Origin of the sequence: Azospirillum soli, assembly GCF_017876165.1 — a bacterium.
In the GTDB taxonomy this organism is placed as follows: Bacteria; Pseudomonadota; Alphaproteobacteria; order Azospirillales; family Azospirillaceae; genus Azospirillum; species Azospirillum soli.
The window spans coordinates 253026-272310 of record NZ_JAGINQ010000006.1; the positions used below are offsets into that span (position 1 = coordinate 253026).

The 19285-nt window shown below is 67.6% G+C and carries 20 protein-coding genes; 11 read left to right on the top strand and 9 right to left on the bottom strand.

Features of this window, described 5'->3' with window-relative positions:
* Nucleotides 1–35: 35 nt before the first annotated feature.
* Both minC and J2852_RS12350 read right to left on the bottom strand, forming a co-directional pair.
* On the bottom strand, nucleotides 36–800 hold the full coding sequence (gene minC / locus J2852_RS12345; RefSeq protein ID WP_211112196.1) for a septum site-determining protein MinC: 765 nt from the start codon (nucleotides 798–800) through the stop codon (nucleotides 36–38).
* Between the two features lie 295 nt (nucleotides 801–1095).
* On the bottom strand, nucleotides 1096–1359 hold the full coding sequence (locus J2852_RS12350; RefSeq protein ID WP_209875761.1) for an SHOCT domain-containing protein: 264 nt from the start codon (nucleotides 1357–1359) through the stop codon (nucleotides 1096–1098).
* Between the two features lie 344 nt (nucleotides 1360–1703).
* On the opposite strand from J2852_RS12350, the gene J2852_RS12355 reads away from it, so the two are divergent.
* The 10 genes from J2852_RS12355 (at nucleotide 1704) to J2852_RS12400 (ending at nucleotide 11391) form a co-directional block, all read left to right on the top strand.
* On the top strand, nucleotides 1704–2444 hold the full coding sequence (locus J2852_RS12355; RefSeq protein ID WP_209875763.1) for a PhoH family protein: 741 nt from the start codon (nucleotides 1704–1706) through the stop codon (nucleotides 2442–2444).
* Nucleotides 2445–2735: 291 nt separating this feature from the next.
* Nucleotides 2736–4871 (top strand): bacteriohemerythrin, encoded by a 2136-nt coding sequence (locus J2852_RS12360; protein WP_209875765.1) that lies wholly within the window; start codon nucleotides 2736–2738, stop codon nucleotides 4869–4871.
* Between the two features lie 53 nt (nucleotides 4872–4924).
* The gene (locus tag J2852_RS12365) at nucleotides 4925–5527 is read left to right on the top strand and encodes an SCO family protein (RefSeq protein ID WP_209875767.1); all 603 of its coding nucleotides are present in this window, start codon (nucleotides 4925–4927) and stop codon (nucleotides 5525–5527) included.
* Nucleotides 5528–5704: 177 nt separating this feature from the next.
* Nucleotides 5705–6070: an AtpZ/AtpI family protein gene (locus tag J2852_RS12370; RefSeq protein ID WP_209875769.1), complete on the top strand. Its 366-nt coding sequence runs from the start codon at nucleotides 5705–5707 to the stop codon at nucleotides 6068–6070.
* A 12-nt stretch (nucleotides 6071–6082) separates the two neighbouring features.
* The gene (locus tag J2852_RS12375; RefSeq protein ID WP_209875771.1) at nucleotides 6083–6826 is read left to right on the top strand and encodes a F0F1 ATP synthase subunit A; all 744 of its coding nucleotides are present in this window, start codon (nucleotides 6083–6085) and stop codon (nucleotides 6824–6826) included.
* 75 nt (nucleotides 6827–6901) lie between these two features.
* On the top strand, nucleotides 6902–7126 hold the full coding sequence (locus J2852_RS12380) for an ATP synthase subunit C family protein (protein ID WP_209875773.1): 225 nt from the start codon (nucleotides 6902–6904) through the stop codon (nucleotides 7124–7126).
* An 87-nt stretch (nucleotides 7127–7213) separates the two neighbouring features.
* Nucleotides 7214–7861, top strand: a complete 648-nt coding sequence (locus J2852_RS12385) for a F0F1 ATP synthase subunit B family protein (protein ID WP_209875775.1) — start codon at nucleotides 7214–7216, stop codon at nucleotides 7859–7861.
* On the top strand, nucleotides 7858–8337 hold the full coding sequence (locus J2852_RS12390) for a F0F1 ATP synthase subunit B family protein (protein WP_209875777.1): 480 nt from the start codon (nucleotides 7858–7860) through the stop codon (nucleotides 8335–8337). The genes J2852_RS12385 and J2852_RS12390 overlap by 4 nt, the downstream gene beginning before the upstream one ends.
* A 109-nt stretch (nucleotides 8338–8446) precedes the next feature.
* Nucleotides 8447–9229, top strand: coding sequence for a DODA-type extradiol aromatic ring-opening family dioxygenase (locus J2852_RS12395; RefSeq protein WP_209875779.1), 783 nt, complete (start codon nucleotides 8447–8449; stop codon nucleotides 9227–9229).
* Between the two features lie 161 nt (nucleotides 9230–9390).
* A complete protein-coding gene (locus tag J2852_RS12400; RefSeq protein ID WP_343206729.1) occupies nucleotides 9391–11391 on the top strand; it encodes an ATP-binding protein in 2001 nt (666 codons plus the stop codon).
* A 4-nt stretch (nucleotides 11392–11395) separates the two neighbouring features.
* On the opposite strand, the gene J2852_RS12405 is transcribed toward J2852_RS12400, so the two are convergent.
* Nucleotides 11396–12094, bottom strand: coding sequence for a class II aldolase/adducin family protein (locus tag J2852_RS12405; protein ID WP_209875781.1), 699 nt, complete (start codon nucleotides 12092–12094; stop codon nucleotides 11396–11398).
* Nucleotides 12095–12371: 277 nt separating this feature from the next.
* Here J2852_RS12405 and J2852_RS12410 point away from each other — a divergent pair, with 277 nt between their 5' ends.
* Complete coding sequence (locus J2852_RS12410) at nucleotides 12372–12983, top strand: PAS domain-containing protein (RefSeq protein WP_209875783.1); 612 nt, start codon at nucleotides 12372–12374, stop codon at nucleotides 12981–12983.
* Between the two features lie 5 nt (nucleotides 12984–12988).
* Here J2852_RS12410 and J2852_RS12415 read toward each other — a convergent pair whose 3' ends face one another.
* The 6 genes from J2852_RS12415 to J2852_RS12440 form a co-directional block, all read right to left on the bottom strand.
* Nucleotides 12989–13963: a WD40 repeat domain-containing protein gene (locus J2852_RS12415; RefSeq protein WP_209875785.1), complete on the bottom strand. Its 975-nt coding sequence runs from the start codon at nucleotides 13961–13963 to the stop codon at nucleotides 12989–12991.
* A gap of 104 nt (nucleotides 13964–14067) precedes the next feature.
* Nucleotides 14068–14463 (bottom strand): CarB family protein, encoded by a 396-nt coding sequence (locus J2852_RS12420; RefSeq protein ID WP_209875787.1) that lies wholly within the window; start codon nucleotides 14461–14463, stop codon nucleotides 14068–14070.
* 10 nt (nucleotides 14464–14473) lie between these two features.
* Nucleotides 14474–15487: a formate dehydrogenase subunit gamma gene (locus J2852_RS12425; RefSeq protein ID WP_246499534.1), complete on the bottom strand. Its 1014-nt coding sequence runs from the start codon at nucleotides 15485–15487 to the stop codon at nucleotides 14474–14476.
* A 16-nt stretch (nucleotides 15488–15503) separates the two neighbouring features.
* Complete coding sequence (locus J2852_RS12430; RefSeq protein WP_209875789.1) at nucleotides 15504–15692, bottom strand: hypothetical protein; 189 nt, start codon at nucleotides 15690–15692, stop codon at nucleotides 15504–15506.
* 80 nt (nucleotides 15693–15772) lie between these two features.
* Complete coding sequence (gene fdh3B, locus J2852_RS12435; protein WP_209875791.1) at nucleotides 15773–16369, bottom strand: formate dehydrogenase FDH3 subunit beta; 597 nt, start codon at nucleotides 16367–16369, stop codon at nucleotides 15773–15775.
* A gap of 18 nt (nucleotides 16370–16387) precedes the next feature.
* On the bottom strand, nucleotides 16388–19276 hold the full coding sequence (locus J2852_RS12440) for a formate dehydrogenase subunit alpha (RefSeq protein WP_209875793.1): 2889 nt from the start codon (nucleotides 19274–19276) through the stop codon (nucleotides 16388–16390).
* Nucleotides 19277–19285: the final 9 nt, after the last annotated feature.

A 19285-nucleotide genomic window follows, 5' to 3' on the forward strand; every position in this document is an offset into this window, starting at 1 on the left:
TACAGTCGTTCGAAAACCGACAGGGGTTCCCACCCCTACAAGGGTTCCATATGCAGGTAGCCGTCGCGCAGGAAGATCTGCACCGGCTTCTTCAGCACGTCGTCCCCGATGTCCTCGCTGACGCGGTAGAGCCCGGCGACCGAGACGACCTCCGCCTCCAGGCTTTGGCAGAAGATGCGCGCGGTCTGGTCGCCCGACACGCCGGCCAGCGCCCGGCCGCGCAGCGCGCCATAGACATGGATGTGCCCGTCGGCCACCACCTCCGCCCCCGGCGAGACCGAGGAGGTGATGACCAGATCCGTCTTTTCCGCGTAGATCTGCTGGCCGGAGCGCACCGGCTCCGTCACCACCAGCGTCGGACGGTGCACCACGACCGGTTCCGGCGGCGGGGCCGGCTGGGCCGGAGCGGAGGCCGCCTGCGGGTCGGCGCTGCGCGCGGACTCCAGCTTGGCGGCGCGTCCGGCCGGCATCGGCGTCAGGCCTGCGGCCAGCGCCCCCTCCTGCACCGCGCGCGGACCGCCCTGGAAACCGACCGGCAGCAGGTAGAGCGTGCGCAGGTTGGTGACCAGCGCCGCCACGTCGAAGCGCGGCGTCTCGTCGGTCAGTTCGTCGAAGTCCAGAACCACCGGCGCGTTGCGGAAGAAGTTCGGCGCCTGCCGCACTTTGACCGACAGCTGCGGAAAGAACTCCGGCGAGAGCGGGTCGCTCACCTTCAGCACCATCATGGTGAAGGAATTGCCCCGCAACTGGAACGGCGCGTCCCGTTCCGCCGCCTGCTTGGCGCTGCTCACCGCTGCCATCCTGATTGGTTCCCGCCGATCCGTCTCGTCCGCTGCCCGGCCCATCGGCGCTCTGCCAGGGCGGAAGGGTCAATCCCGTCCGCGTTCTAGCGGTGCGCACCCGGTCCGTTCAAGCACTTCCCGGTCCCGAAGGAGTGACATCCGCGGGCCACACGCCCGCCGTACCGCATCGGCCAACAGCCGATCCGTTCGTACAGCCAACGTGTTGCGTCGGTAGCCTACCCCACCACAAGGTATAGTAACGGAAGACGATTTGGGGGGCAAAGGGTTTCAACGGCGTAAAACCTTTCGAATACTACGCGCCCTTACCGTTGCGGGCACCCGCAAGAAGTGCGTTCTTGCGCTCCTCATACTCGTCCTTGGGCAAAAGCCCGCGATCCAGCATCACTTTCAGCGCGCGCAAGGACTGGCGGGCGTCGTCGTCGAGGGCACCGCTCTCCGCGTCCGTGTCGCCCCCTGCGACGGCAGGTCGCGCCCCGGCGCGAACGGCGGGCTCCGCCCCCTTCGGAGCATCGCCTTTTGGGGCGCCTCCCCACACGGACGTGAACTTTCGGCTCATGGCTGCCTCCTGCGACTCGTCCACAACATATTGTATGAATCTTTTGCGACCACCGCAATTTTGCCTGACGCCAAGCGTTGCAATAGCTATCTTGTCAGTGCGAGGTTCAACCGTCGACGAAGAGGTCCGCTTGCATCCTCCTTCGTTCATCAGCAGCCCTCATCCGTCCGCACCCCCGCTTGGGCTTTCCCGGCGCGGGTTCGGCAGACGGGGCGCACGCCTCGCACCGGCAAGCCCGTTCCAGGCACAGCTGTCGCCGCGCGACATCACGAACCTCCCGCCCCGCGCGGGGGGTTTTTTTGTGCCCGGAACGCCGCCAACCAACGTGACGTGAGGAGAGCGACATGGCCAAGCGCCAGAGCAAAGGCAGCGCTGTCACGGCGAGCGAGTCCAAGGTCCACCCGCTGTTCCCGGCCGCCGGCTGGGACCCGCTGGGCATGGGCGACGACCGTCGCGACCAGAGCTATCTCCGGAAGGTCAAACCGCAAAGCCCCAACCAAGGCCGCCTGATGGAGGCGATCCGGGACCACAACCTCGTGGTCGCCCTGGGTCCGGCGGGCACGGGCAAGACCTACCTGGCGATCTCCTCCGCCGTCGAAGCCCTGGAAGCGGGCAAGGTGGACCGCATCGTGCTCTCCCGCCCGGCCATCGAGGCGGGCGAGAGCATCGGCTATCTGCCGGGCGACATGCACGAGAAGATGGCCCCCTTCCTGCGCCCGCTCTACGACGCGCTGAGCGAGCGGCTGGGCTCCAAGCGCCTGCGCGCGCTGATGACCGAGGGCACCATCGAGATCGCACCGGTGGGCTTCATGCGCGGACGCACGCTGAACAACGCCTTCGTGGTGATCGACGAGGCGCAGAACTGCACCTACGCGCAGATCAAGATGCTGCTGACGCGCCTTGGCTGGCATTCCACCATGGTGCTGACCGGCGACCCGGACCAGTCCGACCTGCTGGACAACCTCTCCGGGCTGGCGGAGATCGCCCGCCGGTTGGAGGCGGTGGAGGGCATCGAGGTGGTCCGCCTGACCGAAACGGACATCGTCCGCCACCCGCTGGTCGCCAGCATGCTGACCGTGCTTTGAGGATTGCGCGGCAAAGAACCGGCGGGAGGCCACCGGCCTTTCGCCGGTTCCTTTTTGGGCGGTTTGGGGCGGCTAAAGCATACGCTCATATGCCCGCCTCTTGGGCAGTCTGCCTGCGACGAATTCACACCTCCGGTTGATCCGTCTTGACGACGGTTCGTATGACGCAGAAATTGTGACAAAAATTTTACTCGAATTTCGGACCGGACATTACCGGCCCGAAGCCGCGCGCCGCCGCTCCACAGCAAGACATGGCGGCGCGGACATAAGAATGTGACCGGAGGAACGCGGATGTTCGAGCGTATCAGCATCAAGGGGAAAATCTCCGTCATCCTGGGCGCGGCGGCTGTCGGGCTCGGGCTGATCGCGGTGGTGAGCCTGTTCACCCTGCGCTCCGAGATGATGAAGGACCGCCAGGACAAGACGCGCAGCGTGGTGGAGGTGGCGCACAGCCTCATCGCCCATTATGAGGGGCTGGAGCGCGCCGGCACGCTGACCCGCGACGCCGCCCAGGCGGCGGCCAAGGACGCGCTGCGCCGCCTGCGCTATGCCGGCGAGGAGTATTTCTTCGTCACCGACCTCAGCCCGCGCATGATCATGCACCCGTTCAAGCCTGAAATGGACGGGCAGGATCTCGCCGGCAACGCCGACCCCAACGGCAAGCGGCTGTTCGTGGAATTCGCCCGCGTCGTGAAGACCGAAGGGGCCGGCTTCGTCGATTACCTGTGGCCCAAGCCCGGCTCCTCCACCCCCGAACCGAAGCTGTCCTACGTGCGCGGGTTCCAGCCGTGGGGCTGGCTGATCGGTTCCGGCATCTATGTGGACGACGTGGACGCGGCCTTTCGCGACGCGGCCATCAAGCTGGGCGGCCTCGGCCTGCTGATCGGCCTCGCGGCGACGGTGGTCGCCCTGCTGGTCAGCCGCGCCATCGTCCGGCCGCTGGGCACCATGACCGGGGTGATGCAGACGCTTGCCGGCGGCGACACCTCCGTCGCCGTGCCGGGCACCGGGCGCGGCGACGAGATCGGCGTCATGGCCCGCACGGTGGAAGTCTTCCGCAAGCATCAGATCGATTTGCAGCGCCATTGGGCGCGCCAGCAGGTGGAGCACCGCGTCGCCGACCAGCGCGCCCGCGCGCTGGAGCGGCTGACCGAGCGGTTCGACGCCACCGTCTCCGCCATGGTCCGCACCGTCGGCGGCGCGGTCGAGGCGCTGGAGACCACCGCGCGGTCCCTGTCCGCCACCGCCGACCGCAACATGCGCGAGGCCGCCTCCGTGGCCGGCGCGTCGCAGCAGGCTTCAGTCAACGTTCAGACCGTGGCGTCGGCCGCCGAGGAGCTGAGCAGCGCCATCGCCGAGATCGGCGAGCAGGTCGCCACCTCGTCGCGCATCTCGCATCAGGCGGTGGACGCCTCGCGCCGGGCCAGCGACCGCATCGACGGGCTGGGCAGCGCCGCGCAGAAGATCAACGAGGTCGCCGACCTCATCACCAACATCGCCAGCCAGACCAATCTCCTGGCGCTGAACGCCACCATCGAGGCGGCGCGGGCCGGCGACATGGGCAAGGGCTTCGCCGTCGTCGCGGGCGAGGTGAAGACTCTCGCCGGGCAGACGGCGAAAGCCACCGAAGAAATCGCCCAGCAGATCGCCGAGGTGCAGCACGCCTCCCACGCCGCCGTGACCGCGATCCGCGAGATCGCCGGCATCATCGCGCAGAGTGACGAGATCGGCACCTCCATCGCCGCCGCCGTGCAGCAGCAGGGCGCCGCGACGGGCGAGATCGCCCGCAGCGCCGGGGAGGCGGCGCTCGGCACCCATCAGGTCTCGACCAGCATCGACGAGGTCTCGGCCTCCGCCCTGGAGACGGAGCAGGCGGCCAACGGCCTGCTCGACGCCGCTGAAAGCCTCGCCCAGCAGGCCGATTCCCTGCGCGGGCTGGTGGACGCCTTCCTAGTCAACGTGGAGGCGATCAACGGGGCCGATCTTGGCAAGCTGTTCGCCCCGGCCGGCGACCACGTGTTCATGCCCTGGAGCGACGACCTCGCGGTCGGGAACGAGGACATCGACAACGACCACATGATTCTGATCGCGCTGGTCAACAAGGCGGCGGCGCGCATCCACAACGGCGAGGTGCCGCACGCCATCGGCGCGGCCATCGACCAGCTGGTCGCCTACACGGTCCTGCATTTCGAGCAGGAGGAACTCGTGATGCAGCAGGCGGGCTATCCCGACTTCCCGCAGCACAAGGCCCAGCACGACGGGTTGCGCAAGCGGGTCGGCGAACTGAAGCGGCGCTTCGAGGCTGGCGAGCCGTCGGTCGGCGACGACCTGCTGAAGCTGGTCCGCGAATGGCTGTTCGAGCACATCCAGCGATTCGACAAGCGGATCGGCCACCATCTGACGGATCAGACGAAGCGCGCGGCGTGAGGACGAGCAACGCCTCTTGACCTTTGCCGTGACCGGCCCCATTCCAGGCAATCATGAAGGCCCGAATCCTCCGCATCGCCGCCGCCTCCGTCGTGGGGCTCCTCATCGCCGCCGGCATCGCCTGGTGGCAGGTGGACCACGCCCAGCACAACGTGCAGAGCAGCGTGCCCATCGGTGGGCCGTTCACGCTGACCGACCAGACCGGGAAAACGGTCACCGAGGCCGACTTCAAGGGCAAGTATCTGCTGATCTATTTCGGCTACACCTACTGCCCGGACGTCTGCCCGACCGAACTCGGCACCATGGCCCGCGCGCTCGACCTGCTCGGCGCGCAGGGGGAAAAGGTGCAGCCGCTGTTCATCTCCGTCGATCCGGAGCGCGACACGGTGGCGCATCTGAAGGACTATGTCGGCCTGTTCCACCCCCGCCTCGTCGGCCTGACCGGCACGCCGGAGCAGGTGAAGGCCGCCGCCAAGGCCTATCGCGTCTATTACAACAAGGCGCCTGCCAAAGACGGAAAGCCCGACGAATACTTGATGGATCACTCCAGTTTTCTTTACCTGATGGGCCCGGACGGGCGCTTTCTGGGGGTGTATCCGGGGGGCACGACGGCCGACCGCGTGGCCCAGGATCTGGGCGACAGGATCGCCGGCTGAGGGCCAGCGGAAGCACAACCGCGCGCCGCATCGCGGTATTACCAGCATCCGACTGGGGTTTTGCTGGGTTTTCAAGCACTTGCCTGACGGGTTTTGCGACTTGACAGGGTTGAGCCCTGTCCGTATGGTCTCGCCGCTTTCGCGTGGCTGCAAGCCGACGGGGGATCACGAAGCGATATGAGCGACGAGAAGCCCCCCCAGTCGTTGGAGGAGCTTGAGGCCCGACTGAAGAAGGCGCGTGAGGGGCAGGAAACCCGTGCGGGCGGACCCGGTAAATACCACCGGATTCCCCAGGGACCGCTCGCCATCGCCTTCCGCATCGGGACCGAGCTCGTAGCGGCCATGATCGTCGGCGTCGGCGGCGGACTTCTGTTCGACCGCTGGCTCGGAACCGCGCCCTGGGGCCTGATCGTCATGTTCTTCCTGGGCGCTGCGGCCGGAATACTGAATGTCTACCGGGCCATTACCGGGCTCGGCATCGCCCCCGGCTACCGCCGGACCCGTGAGGATGACAACGAGCGCCCCAACGGCGACGCACACTGAGCGAGGACGACCTTGGATCCGCTGCACCAGTTCCAGATCAACCCGATCCTCCAGATCGTGATCGCCGGGTATGACGTGTCGTTCACGAACTCGGCCCTGTTCATGGCCGTGGCGGTCGCGCTGATCTACGCGCTGCTCGTCTTCGGCATGCAAGGCCGCGCCCTGGTTCCGGGCCGCCTGCAGTCCCTGGCCGAGATGTTCTACGAATTCGTCGCGAACATGGTTCGGGACAACGCGGGCCACGACGCCCGCCCGTACTTCCCGTTCGTGTTCGCGATCTTCATGTTCGTGCTGATCGGCAACATGATCGGCATGGTTCCCTACACCTTCACCTTCACCAGCCACATCATCGTGACCTTCACGCTGGCGGCGACGGTGTTCGTGTTCGTGACCGTGCTGGCGCTGATGAAGCACGGCCTGCACTTCTTCAGCTTCTTCATGCCGCACGGCGCGCCGATCGCGCTCGCCCCGATCCTGATCCCGATCGAGGTGATCTCGTACCTGATGCGTCCCGTCAGCCTGTCGATCCGACTGTTCGCCAACATGATGGCCGGTCACACGATGCTGAAGGTGTTCGCGGGCTTCACGGTTCTGATGATCAGCGGTCTGGGCGCCATCGGCTTCGTCGCCGGCCTGGTCCCGCTGCTGATCAACATCGCGCTGACCGGTTTCGAGTTCCTGGTCGCGTTCCTGCAAGCCTACGTCTTCTCGATCCTGACCTGCCTCTACATCCGCGACGCGCTGGAACTGCACTAAGCACCGGCTCCGACACGGACACTACACAGTTCATCCTTTTCAACCAGTTCACCCTTACCTAGAGGAATGAGTACCATGGAAGCTGAAGCCGCCAAGTTCGTCGGAGCCGGTCTGGCCGTCATCGCCCTCGCCGGCGTCGGCCTGGGTATCGGCAACATCTTCTCGACCCTCATCGGTTCGATCGCCCGCAACCCGGCCGTTCAGCCGAAGGTCTTCCCGATCGGCATTCTGGGCTTCGCGCTGACGGAAGCCGTCGCGCTGTTCGCGCTGCTGATCGCCTTCCTGATCCTGTTCGCCTAAGGCCTGAGCGGACCCAAACATTCGCTCTGACGCGGCGCCGGGCTCTCGAAGTTTCGGCGCCGCACTCTTGCCTAGGGGGACCGATCCATGCCGAACCTGTTGGCCAAGGGGCGGCTGGCCCGCTGGTCGGGTGTCGCGGGCGCCTCGCTCGCCACTCTGACCGTGCTCGCCGGCAACGTCCTGGCGGCGACGGCGGAGCACGCGCCGGACGCCGCACACGGCGGTGAACACGCCGGTGGCCTGCCGCAGCTCAATCCCGCCACCTTCCCCACCCAGATCTTCTGGCTGGCGCTGACCTTCATCACCCTCTACTACCTCCTGTCCAAGAAAGCGCTGCCGCGCGTGGCCGAGGTTCTGGAGGAGCGCCAGGAGCGCATTTCGCGCGACCTCAGCAAGGCCGCCTCGCTCAAGGAGGAGGCCGAAGCCGTCCTGGCCCAGGTCGACAAGGCCCTCGCCGAGGCGCGTTCCGAGGCTCAGGCCCTGATCGCCAAGGCCGCCGCGGAGATCGACGCGAACAACCAGGCCCGTCAGGCCAAGCTGGGCGCCGACATCGCCGAGCGTCTGCGCAGCGCCGAGGCGAACATCGCCGCGGCCAAGGAGCAGGCCATCGCCAATGTCCGTGGCGCAGCCGCCGACATCGCCCGTGACGTTGCCGGCCGTCTGGCCGGTGTGGACGTCGATGCGGCCCAGGCCGAAGCGGCCGTCGCCGCCGTCATCGAGGAGCGTCGGGGATGAACACGCCTGAATTCTGGGTTGCCGTCGCCTTCGTCATCTTCGTGGCGTTGGTGTGGAAGAAGGCCTCCGCCGCCATCACCGGTCTGCTCGACGCCCGCGCCGAGAAGATCCGGGCGGAACTGGACGAGGCCCAGCGCCTGCGTGAAGACGCCCAGGCGCTGCTGGCCAACTACCAGCGCCGTCAGCGCGACGCGCTGCAGGAGGCCGAGGCCGTCATCGCCCACGCCCGTGAGGAGGCTGACCGTCTCCGCACCCAGGCCGGTGCCGACCTCGAAGCGGCGCTGAAGCGCCGCGAGACTCAGGCCATGGACCGCATCGCCCAGGCGGAAGCCGCGGCGCTGGCGGAGGTCCGCAACCTGACGGTCGACATCGCCGTCTCGGCCAGCCGCCGCATTCTGGAATCCGGCATCAAGCCGGCCCAGGCGGACAAGCTGATCGAGCAGTCGATCGCCGAACTGCCGAAGCACCTGCACTAAGCGCCTGAAGTGATATCGTTGCTGTCCCAGCAACGGTGTTTCGAGGAACCCCGGCCTTCCCGCCGGGGTTTTTCTTTGGTCGAATGGCGGCGCAATTCGGAGCCATGCCATGACCGCCCTCCCCTTCCCCAGCGTCTTCCTGTCCCACGGCGCCCCCACCCTCATCATCGAGGACTCGCCCGGCCGCGACTTCCTGGCAACGCTCGGGAAGAGGCTCGGCAAGCCGACCGCCGTGATTGCCGTGTCGGCGCATTGGACCACGCGCGTGCCCGCCGTCGGCGGCGCCGCCCGGCCGGAAACCGTCCACGACTTCCACGGCTTCCCCAAGGCGCTCTACGACATGCGCTATCCGGCGCCCGGCGCCCCGGCCTTGGCCGACCGGGTTCGCGACCTGACCGGCGCGCTGGTCGATCCCGACCAGGGGCTCGACCATGGAGCCTGGGTTCCGCTGATGCTGATGTACCCCGAGGCCGACATCCCGGTGACCCAACTGTCCGTCATGCCCTACCGGAGTGCCGCCGATCACATCGCGCTCGGCCGCGCGCTGGCGCCGTTGCGGCGCGAGGGCGTGCTGATCCTGGGCAGCGGCGGCGCGGTGCACAACCTGCGCGACTTCCGCTTCGGCGACCGGACGCCAGCCGACTGGGCGCGGGGCTTCGCCGACTGGCTGGAAGGGGCGCTGGCGGCCGGCGATGTCGAGGCCGTTGCCGAGTGGAAGACCCGCTGCCCGGAATCGCGCGTCGCCCACCCGACCGATGAGCATTTCCTGCCGCTGCCCGTCGCGCTGGGGGCCGCCGGCGACGGGGTGCGGACCGAGCGCCTGCACGCCGGGTTCGAGCACGGCAGCATCGGCATGCACGCCTACGCCTTCCAGGGAAGCGCCGACGCATAACCACGTGCACTTGTTTGTTTGCGGCCGGGCCGCGCCAAGCTACAATCCGCGCCGCCCGGCCGTACCCACGTTCGGGTTGTGACAACGCAGGGCCTTAACCGGTCCGTAGCTTTTCGGCCGGATCTCTTGGCACACGAACGACAGCGCGTACGGGAGTTGGCGTGAAACGGCATGGCACCCTGCCCCGTCTCGGCGACCTCCCGCGTCTCCGCGACCTGCACCGCCTCCGTGACATGAAGGTGGCGACCCGGATCTCCTTGGGGTTCGGGATCGCCTTCGCGCTGGTGTTCCTGCTCGCCGTCATCGGGCTGGTATCGCTGTACGGAGTGACGCGCGAGGTCGGCACCTTCTCGTCCTACGCCGACGCCTCGCAGGGCGCGGCTGACATGGACATCGGCCTGCGCGACCTGGAGGTCGCCGTGCGCGACCATCTGGCCGAGGGCGACCAGCAAAGCCTGCTCGACGCCGGTCTGCGCCGCGACGGCATCCTCGATCACATCGAGAGACTGGCCGGCATGGTCACCGCGCCCGCCGACCGCCAGTCGGTCGAAGGTGCACGCCAGGCGCTCGACGCCTACTGGACCGGCTTCGAACAGATCGTCACGCTGCGCTCCGAACGCACCAAGCTCGGCTACGAGGTGCTGGAGCCGCTGATTTCCCAAATCCGCCAACATCTCGCCAAGCTGAAGGATGCCGGCGGGGTAGACTCGGCGGCGCTGGCCAGCGACGCCACCGCCTCCGTTCTGCTGATGCAGGACCACCTGTCCCGCTACGTCGAGCGGCGCGATTCCCGCGACGCCCAGCGCATGCGCGCCGAACTGGCCGCCGCGCGCAACCGGCTGGCGGAGATGAACCGTTACCTGTGGGTCCCCGGCACGCGCCAGACCATCGACGAGGTCGGGGCCATGCTGGGCAAGGTCGTCGGCGTGCTCGACCGCATCGAACAGGTGCTGGGCGAGGAGGACGTGCTGCGCGCCGACACGCTGACTCCGCAGGCCGCCGCCATTGCCGCCCACGCCACCGAGATCCGCCAGCGCAACGAGGCCATCGCCGTCGGTCTGCGCGGCGAGTTGGCGGACCAGTCCTGGCGCTACGTGAAGATCGCCCTGTGGCTCGGCGCGGGCGTGCTGCTGATCGGCGCGGTCCTGGTGTGGATCATCAACCGCAGCGTCAGCCGTCCGGTCAACGCCATGACCAACGCCGTCACCCTGCTGGCCGAGGGCATCACCGAGGTGAAGCTGCCCGCGGTTTCCGGCAACGACGAGATCGCCGGCATGGCCCGCGCGGTGCAGACGTTGCGCGACAACACCGTGGAGATGGAGCGGCTGAAGCAGGAGGCGGAGGAGATGCACGGCCGCCTGCTGCGCGAGAAGGAGCGCGCGGACGCCGCCAACCTCTCCAAGACCAATTTCCTCGTGAACATGGGCCACGAGTTGCATGGGCCGCTCAACGACATCGTGAACTCCAGCCAGTCGCTGATGAGCGAGCTGCACCGGCTGGGCGTCGGCGAGCTGGCGAACGACGTGGAGCAGATCCAGTGGACCGGCGAACAGCTGGTCGGGCTGGTCGATTCGATCCTCGACTACGCGAAGATCGAGGCCGGCACCATGGACGTGGTGCTTCAGGACTTCGACGTGAACCGCCTGCTGGTCGAGGTGCGCGAGCGTGTGCTGCCCGTCGCCGACCTCAACGACAACAGCGTGACGGTGCAGGCCGAACCGGCGTTGGGCCAGATGTATTCGGACTTCGGCAAGGTCCGCCAAGCGCTGCTGAACCTGCTGGACAACGCCTGCAAGTTCACCTCCGGCGGCGCCGTAACCCTTTCCGCCGAACGGTTCGAGCGCGAGGGCGCCCAGTGGCTGCGCTTCCGCGTCGCCGACACCGGCGCGGGATTCCCCGCCGCGCAGACCGGCCGCCTGTTCCAGCCCTTCGTCCAGGGCGGCTCCAACGGCGGCAAGCGCCGGGGTGCCGGCCTCGGTCTGACCTTGGTCGGGCATTACGTCGCCATGCTCGGCGGCGACATCGAGGTGGCGAGCGAGCCCGGCCGGGGCACGCGCGTGACGCTGACCCTGCCCGCCTACTACCAGCCCCCGGCAGAAGATCGCCCGCGCGAGGTCGTCAAGGTCGCCGCGCTGAAGCCGGTGGCGCAGCTCGCGCCGTAGCCGTTCAGACGTTTCGCGGCCTCGCCGTGTCCTCCGGCGCGGCGTTGCCGTCGGGGGACTGGCCGTACTTCATGCGGCGCATCTTGTCGGCGACCCGCTCGATCTCCTCGGGCGGCAGAATGACCGGCTCGCCCAGCAAATGGGCGTAAAGATACTGCCGGGCCAGCGCCTCCACCTCCACGGCCAGCGCCAGCGCCGCCTTGGTCGTCTTGCCCAGCACGATCATGCCGTGGTTCGCCAGCAGGCAAGCCATCCGCCCCTCCAGCGCCGCCACCGCGTTGTCCGACAGCTCCTGTGTTCCAAACGTCGCATAGGGCGCACAGCGGATCGAATCACCGCCGGCCAGAGCCACCATGTAGTGAAAGCTCGGAATGCCGCGCCCGTGCACGGCCAGCGCGGTGGCGAAGGTTGGGTGCGCGTGCAGAACCACCTCCACGTCCGGCCGTGCCTTCAGGATATCACGGTGGAAACGCCATTCCGACGAGGGGCGCCGGCTGCCCAGATAGGTGCCATCGAACCCCATCTCCACCACGTCGGCCGGCGTCATCTCATCGTAGGGAAGGCTTGTGGGCGTGATGAGGAAACCACCCTCCACCCGCACCGACAGGTTGCCCGACGCCCCCTGGTTGATGCCCGACGCGTTCATGGCGAGGCAGGTCTCCACCAGAGCATGGCGCTGCGGAAGGTGCGTCAGGTCGGTCATCGGGCGGTGTCTCCGGTTGGACAGTCAGCCGAGCGGGCCACGGTTGACACCCCCCTGTCAAGGAACACGGCCGGCGCATGAATGCTTCATGATCGGCCGGCCGTATCCCCCTCTCGATCAATGCTGGCGCATTGATCTGCCGGGTTTGAACCCAAGGCGTTCGATGGAGACCATCGAACGCCTTGGGTAGGAGGGGAGGACAATTTGGCGCGGGGTGAAAATCATTCGCATGTGTAAAATTAGTTTCCACTGAACGATTCTTGCCATCCCATCCAGAATGAACACGCTCGCCCAGCACGGACGGGATCTCGCCGCCGACCAGCCTGATTCTCTCGTCCAGCTTTTCCTGACGGCCGGCGTGCCCGCCCCGCACTTCGTCTGGTCCCCCGCGCCGGAGGCCCTGCCCACGGAACGGCTGGTCCGCCTGCTCCTGTACTGGCGGAGCCTGTGCGAGGGTCACGCCCTGCCGAGGGCGACGGCCATCGACCCGACCGAGATGCACTTCATCCTGGGCTACGTGATGCTGGTCGACATGGTCGATGAGGGCGCGGACTTCACCTATCGCCTGTACGGCAGCAAGATCGCCGCCTCGGTTGGGCGGGACCTCACCGGGCGGCGCGTCTCCAGCCTCGCGGGCGACTTTGGAAGGCACCTCGCCCTCTACTTCGGCGCCAGCTTCCACGCCGTGTTGCTGCGCCGGGAACCGCTCTACACCGAGCATGCCGCCGCCCTCGACAGCCCGGTGGAGCGCTGGCAACGGCTGATCCTGCCCCTGACGGCGGCGGACGGCGGCATACAGCGCTTTCTGGTCGGCAACATTCCGGTGACGGCGGTAGATTTCGGCCCGCTGTTCCCTCGGGAAGCCGGGGCGATGGCTCCCGGCGGCTGATCGGGTCACTCCGGCAGATGGGCCGTCAGGTCCCAGTGCCGCACCACCCCGTCGTAGCCCGCCGACAGCGCCCCGCGCCCGTCCGGGGTGTAGACCACCGCCCACACCGGCTTGTCGTGCCCCTGGAAGGCGGCTAGTTCGCGGCCGGTGCCGACATCCCACAGCCGCACCGTCCGGTCCCCTCCCCCGCCCGACAGCAGAGTCCGCCCATCCGGCGCGAAGGCAACGGAGGTGACGAAGCCCGTGTGGCCGTACAAGGTGCGGACGGTCTTCCCGGCCTCCACATCCCACAGCCGCACCGTCTCGTCGCTGGAGGCCGTAGCGGCAAGCCGCCCGTCGGGAGCCACGGCAACGCCGTTCACGCTGCCCTCATGCCCCTCCAGCACCGCCCTTTCCGTCCAGGAGCCGGTGTCCCAAACGCGGATTTGGAAGTCGTAGCCGGCGGACAGCAGCCGACGCCCGTCCGGCGAGTAGGCCACGGCGTTGACGTTGCCCGCGTGCCCGTCCAGCGTGTGGAGCAGCGCGCCGCTCTCCACATCCCAGACCTTCACGGCGGGATCCCAACCCGCTGAAGCGAACTGCCGGCCGCCGGGGGCCACGGCCAACCCGACCACGTTGCCCGTGTGCCCCTCGAAACTGCGCAGGACTTGCCCGCTTTCCAGGTCCCACAGCTTTATGGTCGCGTCGCGACTGGCGGTCAGGCCGCGCTTGCCGTCGGGCAGGAAGGCGACCGCGTTCACGCCCGCCGCGTGCTCGTGCAGGGACGCCAGCGCCTTGCCGGTCTTCAGGTCCCAGAGATTGGCGGAATAATCCCAACTGCCGGTCAGCGCGCGGGTGCCGTCCGGGGAGACGGCGACGCCGTTGACCATCGCGCCGTGCCCGATCAGGTCGGCGGCCCGCGAGACCAGAGGCAAGGCGAGAACAAGGACGAGGGGTACCACCCGCATCAGCGACGCCAGCGCCCGTCGATCCCGTCCCATCGTCCATGCTCCCTTCGCCAAGCCGATGGCGCGACCCGCCACCGGCACAGGCTTAACAGGAGTCAGCGCCCAGTGTTCAGTGCCACCTGTTCAGCGCCCAGTGCTCAGCGCCAGGTGTGCCCGCGCGCCACGGCCGGGTTGGCGGTGCTGCGGTTGGGCTCGTAGCTGCCCCCTTCGGGAAGGGTGTAGCCCGACGCCCCGTGGCGGAACGGCGCCACCGGCGTGCCGGTCGCCGCGTCCACGGTCAGGCTGTTGACCAGGAAGGCGGAGTTGCCGGAACTGCCCGGCATCATCGCGGCGACGCGGTAGGCGGGCGTGCCGTCCTCCAGCGCCATCTCGGTTACGCGCAGAACCTGCACGTTGTAAGTCTTCTCAACGATCTGCTTGATCTCGTCCGGGGGCTTGGCCGCGGCCGGGGTGACAGGCTGGGCGACGGGCTGGGCCAAGGCCGGAACCGCAACGGCCCCGGCCAGCAGAAGCCCGGCAATCAACAAACGCATTGATCTGTCCTCACTCGGCGGGGGCGCGGTGATGGTGATGGCCCGGACGCTCGCCGGTCACTTCCTGAACCCACAGCGAATGGTGCTCGCGCGCCCATTGCAGCTCGACCTCGCCGGACCCCATGGCGTCGAAGGCGCCCTCCATGCCGATGGAACCGATGTAGATGTGGGCGACGATGATCGCGATCAGCACGACCGCGACGGCCGCATGGATCAGCTGGTAGATCTGCAACTCGCCCAGATTCGCGAAGCTGAACGGGAACAGCAGCTGAACGCCGGTGAAGCCCAGGGCCGCGCCGCCCAGCACGGTGGACCAGAAGATCACCTTCTGGCCGGCGTTGAACTTCTTCGCCGGCGGGTGGACGCCCTTGCTGAACAGGCCGCCGGCCTTCAGCGCCCAGGTGATGTCGCCCGGCTCCGGAATGTTGTGGCGCACCCACAGCAGGAAGATCAGCGCGATGCCGACGATGAAGGCGAAGCCCAGATAGTTGTGGGCGAACTTGCCGTACTGGGTGATCGCCGCGAAGACGTCCGGCCCCAGCAGCGGCAGGATCGTGTAGCGCCCGTACAGCACGTTCAGGCCGGTGATCGCCAGCACGATGAAGCTGCTTGCGGTCAGCCAGTGCGCGGCGCGCTCGAACGCGTTGAAGCGCTGGATGGTGCGGCCGGTCTTGGCGCCATCGATGCGGATGCGCCCGCGCACCAGGAAGAACAGCACCAGCAGACCCAGCATGCCGGCCAGCACCCAGCTTCCATAGGTGGCGAGCGGACCGTTGCGCACGGAACGCCACGCCTCGCCTTCCGACTGGACCAGCACGCCGGCCGCCTTGTTGGGGATGGTGACCTGTCCGGTGTCGCCTTGGCGGATGCCGCGCCACATGTCCACCTTCGACCCGCCGTCCATCGGCTGGTTGGCCTGGGGCGGCATCGGCTCGCCCGCGTGCGCCGGGGCGACCGCGGCCACGCCGCCGAGCGTCACCGTCAGGAGGATGGCGGCCAGAGCCGTCTTGATCCGGGACATCATCGTATCGGGCCTCCCCTTAGAACCGCTGATTGCCCGAGCGCTGCTGGAGCGCCTGGACCTGCTGCGGCGCCAGCGTCGTATCCGCCGCGCCCTTGTAGGCACCCTTTTCCAGATGGATCGGGCGGGCCGCTTCCTCGTCGTTGCAGCCGGCGAGCGCCACGGCGCCCAGCGCCAGGGCAAGGAGGCCGGCGGTGCGGCGGAGCATGCTGTTCTTCATCTCGAAACCGAAAATTCCGCGAAAAACGAGCGAGGGGCCAAGCGGCCCCTCGCTGCACGACAGACCGGTTACGAACCGGCCTTCATCTGATAGGCGGTGCCCCAGCCCCAGGCGCCGGACCCGAAACCACGGGCGACGACGCGCTCGCGGTAGATGTCCGACACCTTGTCGCCGTCGCCGGCCAGAAGCGCCTTGGTCGAGCACATCTCGGCGCAGAGCGGCAGCTTGCCCTCGGCCAGACGGTTGCGGCCGTACTTCTTGTACTCCGCCTCCGAATTGTCGGCTTCCGGACCGCCCGCGCAGAAGGTGCACTTGTCCATCTTGCCGCGCGTGCCGAAGTTGCCGGCCTGCGGGTACTGGGGCGCGCCGAACGGGCAGGCGTAGAAGCAATAGCCGCAGCCGATGCACAGGTCCTTGTTGTGCAGAACCACGCCCTGCTCGGTCTGGTAGAAGCAGTCCACCGGGCAGACGGCCTTGCAGGGCGCGTCCGAGCAGTGCATGCAGGCGACCGAGATGGAGCGCTCACCGGGCTTGCCGTCGTTCAGGGTGACGACGCGGCGGCGGTTGATGCCCCAGGGAACCTCGTGCTCGTTCTTGCAGGCGGTGACGCAGGCGTTGCATTCGATGCAGCGGTCCGCGTCGCAGAGAAATTTCATGCGGGCCATGATTGATCGCTCCTAACGTCAGGCCGCCGTGATCCGGCAGAGGGTGGTCTTGGTTTCCTGCATCTGCGTGACCGAGTCGTAGCCGTAGGTCGTGGCGGTGTTCGCCGACTCGCCCAGCACGATCGGATCGGCCCCCTGCGGGTACTTGGAACGCAGATCCTGGCCCTGGAAGTGGCCGCCGAAGTGGAAGGGCATGAAGGCCACGCCGCGGCCGACACGCTCCGTCACCTGGGCCTTGACCTTGACCTTGCCCTTTTCGGCGCCCTCGACCCAGACCATCTGGCCGTCCTTGATGCCGGCGCCGTTCGCGTCGAACGGGTTGATCTCGACGAACATGTCCTGCTGCAGCTCGGCCAGCCACGGGTTCGACCGGGTCTCGTCACCGCCGCCCTCGTATTCGACCAGTCGGCCGGAGGTCAGGATGATCGGGTACTCCTTCGACACGTCGCGGTCTTGGATCGACTTGTACAGCGTCGGCAGACGCCAGGACTTGGTGTCCTTGTAGGTCGGATACTGGGCCACGAGGTCGCGGCGCGGCGTGTACAGCGGCTCGCGGTGCACCGGCACCGGGTCCGGGAAGTTCCAGGCGACGCAGCGGGCCTTGGCGTTGCCCGGCGGGTTCAGGCCGTGCTTGATCGCCACGCGCTGGATGCCGCCCGACAGGTCGGTGGTCCAGGACACGGCGCCGATCTTCTCGCCGCCGATCTTGGTGATGACCGCCAGCTCTTCCGGCGTCAGGTCCTTGTCGAAGCCCAGCTTCTGGAGCATCGCCATGGTGACTTCCGGATAGCCGTCCTTGATCTCCGACCCCACGGGGTAGGAGCCCTCGGCCAGCAGGTTGACACCCTTGTACTCGACGCCGAAGCGGGCGCGGAAGGCGCCGCCGCCCTCGGCCACCGGCAGCGAGGTGTCGTACAGGTTGGCCGTGCCCGGATGCTTCATCTCCGGCGTGCCCCAGCAGGGCCACGGCAGACCGAAGAACTCGCCGTCGCACGGGCCGCCGTTGGCGCGCAGCGTGGTCTTGTCGAAGGTCGCCTGGTGCTCCATGTGCAGCTTCAGACGCTCCGGCGACTGGCCGGTGTAGCCAACCGACCACATGCCCCGGTTCCACTCGCGGGTGATGTCCTCGACGACCGGGACGTTGCCCTCGACCTTGATGTTCTTGCACAGCTCGTTCGCGAAGCCGAACTTCTTGGCGAACAGGTACATGATCTCATGGTCCACCTTCGATTCGAAGAGCGGCTCCATGATCTTGTCCGACCACTGGACGGACCGGTTGGACGCGGTGCGCGACCCCACCGTCTCGAACTGGGTGGCGGCGGGCAGCAGGTAGAAGTTGTCCTTGCGGTCCGGCAGAACGGCGGTGACGCTGGGGAACGGGTCGACGACGACCAGCAGCTCCAGCTTCTCCATCGCCTTCTTCATGTCGGGAAGGCGGACCTGGCTGTTCGGCGCGTGACCCCAGAAGACCATGCCCTTGATGCTGTCGGGCTGGTCCATGTTCTCCTTGGCTTCCAGGACGCCGTCGAACCAACGGGACACCGGGATGCCGGTGGCCTCCATCAGCTTCTTGTCCTTGAAGCGCGACAGAACATAGTCGTACGGCAGGTCCCAGACGCGGGCCCAGTGCTTCCACGCACCCTCGGCGAGGCCGTAGTAGCCCGGCAGCGAGTCCGAGGTGACGCCGAAGTCGGTGGCACCCTGCACGTTGTCGTGGCCGCGGAAGATGTTGGTGCCGCCACCCGCCACGCCGACGTTGCCCAGCGCCAGCTGGAGCACGCAGTAGGCGCGGGTGTTGTTGTTGCCGATGTGGTGCTGCGTGCCGCCCATGCACCACACGAAGGTGCCCGGACGGTTGGAGGCCAGCGTGCGGGCGACGCGCTTCAGCTGCGAGCCTGGAACGCCGGTGACCTTCTCGACCTCTTCCGGCGTCCACTTGGCGACTTCGGCGCGGATCTCGTCGAAGCCGTAGACGCGCTTGGCGATGTAGTCCTTGTCCTCCCAGCCATTCTCCAGAATGTGCCAGAGGATGCCCCAGATCAGCGGCACGTCGGTGCCGGGGCGGAAGCGGATGTGCTCGTCCGCCTTGGCCGCCGTGCGGGTGAAGCGCGGGTCGGCGACGATCAGCGGCGCGTTGTTCTGCTCCTTGGCCTTCAGGATGTGGAGCATGGAGACCGGGTGCGCCTCGGCGGCGTTGGAGCCGATGAAGAACATCGCACGCGACTTCTGGATGTCGTTGTACGAGTTCGTCATAGCGCCGTAGCCCCACACGTTCGCCACGCCGGCGACGGTGGTGGAGTGGCAGATGCGCGCCTGGTGGTCGACGTTGTTGGTGCCCCACAGCGCCGCGAACTTGCGGATCAGGTAGGCCTGCTCGTTGCTGTGCTTGGCCGAACCCAGCCAGAACACCGAATCCGGGCCGGACTTCTCACGGATCGACAGCAGCTTGTCGCCGACCTCGTTGATGGCCTGCTCCCAGCTGATGCGGGTCCACTTGCCGTCGACCATCTTCATCGGGTAGCGCAGGCGGCGGTCGCCGTGCGCGTGCTCGCGCACCGCGGCACCCTTGGCGCAGTGCGAGCCCAGGTTGATCGGGCTGTCGAAGCCCGGCTCCTGGCCGATCCACACGCCGTTCTGCACCTCGGCCACGACCGTGCAGCCGACCGAGCAGTGGGTGCAGATCGACTTGACCTGCTTGATCGCACCGGCGGCGCCAGCGGCGGGGGCGGCGGCCTCGGCCTTCTTCACCATGCCCAGCGGCAGGGAAGCGGCGACGGCCGCGCCACCGGCGGCAATGCCGGAGGTGCGAAGGAACGTGCGGCGATCCACGGTGTTACCGGTCAAGCCGGAAACCGTCTTCGCGAGATGCCGGCCGCCAGCGGTGGCCGCCTTTTTCTTCGTCAGCATGGGGGCGGT

Coding starts and splice junctions, on each gene's coding strand:
- J2852_RS12350 (WP_209875761.1), bottom strand. CDS start 1,359: ATGAGCCGAAAGTTCACGTCCGTGTGGGGAGGCGCCCCAAAAGGCGAT.
- J2852_RS12440 (WP_209875793.1), bottom strand. CDS start 19,276: ATGCTGACGAAGAAAAAGGCGGCCACCGCTGGCGGCCGGCATCTCGCG.
- J2852_RS12420 (WP_209875787.1), bottom strand. CDS start 14,463: ATGCGTTTGTTGATTGCCGGGCTTCTGCTGGCCGGGGCCGTTGCGGTT.
- J2852_RS12410 (WP_209875783.1), top strand. CDS start 12,372: ATGAACACGCTCGCCCAGCACGGACGGGATCTCGCCGCCGACCAGCCT.
- J2852_RS12365 (WP_209875767.1), top strand. CDS start 4,925: ATGAAGGCCCGAATCCTCCGCATCGCCGCCGCCTCCGTCGTGGGGCTC.
- minC (WP_211112196.1), bottom strand. CDS start 800: ATGGCAGCGGTGAGCAGCGCCAAGCAGGCGGCGGAACGGGACGCGCCG.
- fdh3B (WP_209875791.1), bottom strand. CDS start 16,369: ATGGCCCGCATGAAATTTCTCTGCGACGCGGACCGCTGCATCGAATGC.
- J2852_RS12430 (WP_209875789.1), bottom strand. CDS start 15,692: ATGCTCCGCCGCACCGCCGGCCTCCTTGCCCTGGCGCTGGGCGCCGTG.
- J2852_RS12415 (WP_209875785.1), bottom strand. CDS start 13,963: ATGGGACGGGATCGACGGGCGCTGGCGTCGCTGATGCGGGTGGTACCC.
- J2852_RS12380 (WP_209875773.1), top strand. CDS start 6,902: ATGGAAGCTGAAGCCGCCAAGTTCGTCGGAGCCGGTCTGGCCGTCATC.
- J2852_RS12390 (WP_209875777.1), top strand. CDS start 7,858: ATGAACACGCCTGAATTCTGGGTTGCCGTCGCCTTCGTCATCTTCGTG.
- J2852_RS12355 (WP_209875763.1), top strand. CDS start 1,704: ATGGCCAAGCGCCAGAGCAAAGGCAGCGCTGTCACGGCGAGCGAGTCC.
- J2852_RS12370 (WP_209875769.1), top strand. CDS start 5,705: ATGAGCGACGAGAAGCCCCCCCAGTCGTTGGAGGAGCTTGAGGCCCGA.
- J2852_RS12385 (WP_209875775.1), top strand. CDS start 7,214: ATGCCGAACCTGTTGGCCAAGGGGCGGCTGGCCCGCTGGTCGGGTGTC.
- J2852_RS12425 (WP_246499534.1), bottom strand. CDS start 15,487: ATGATGTCCCGGATCAAGACGGCTCTGGCCGCCATCCTCCTGACGGTG.
- J2852_RS12405 (WP_209875781.1), bottom strand. CDS start 12,094: ATGACCGACCTGACGCACCTTCCGCAGCGCCATGCTCTGGTGGAGACC.
- J2852_RS12395 (WP_209875779.1), top strand. CDS start 8,447: ATGACCGCCCTCCCCTTCCCCAGCGTCTTCCTGTCCCACGGCGCCCCC.
- J2852_RS12360 (WP_209875765.1), top strand. CDS start 2,736: ATGTTCGAGCGTATCAGCATCAAGGGGAAAATCTCCGTCATCCTGGGC.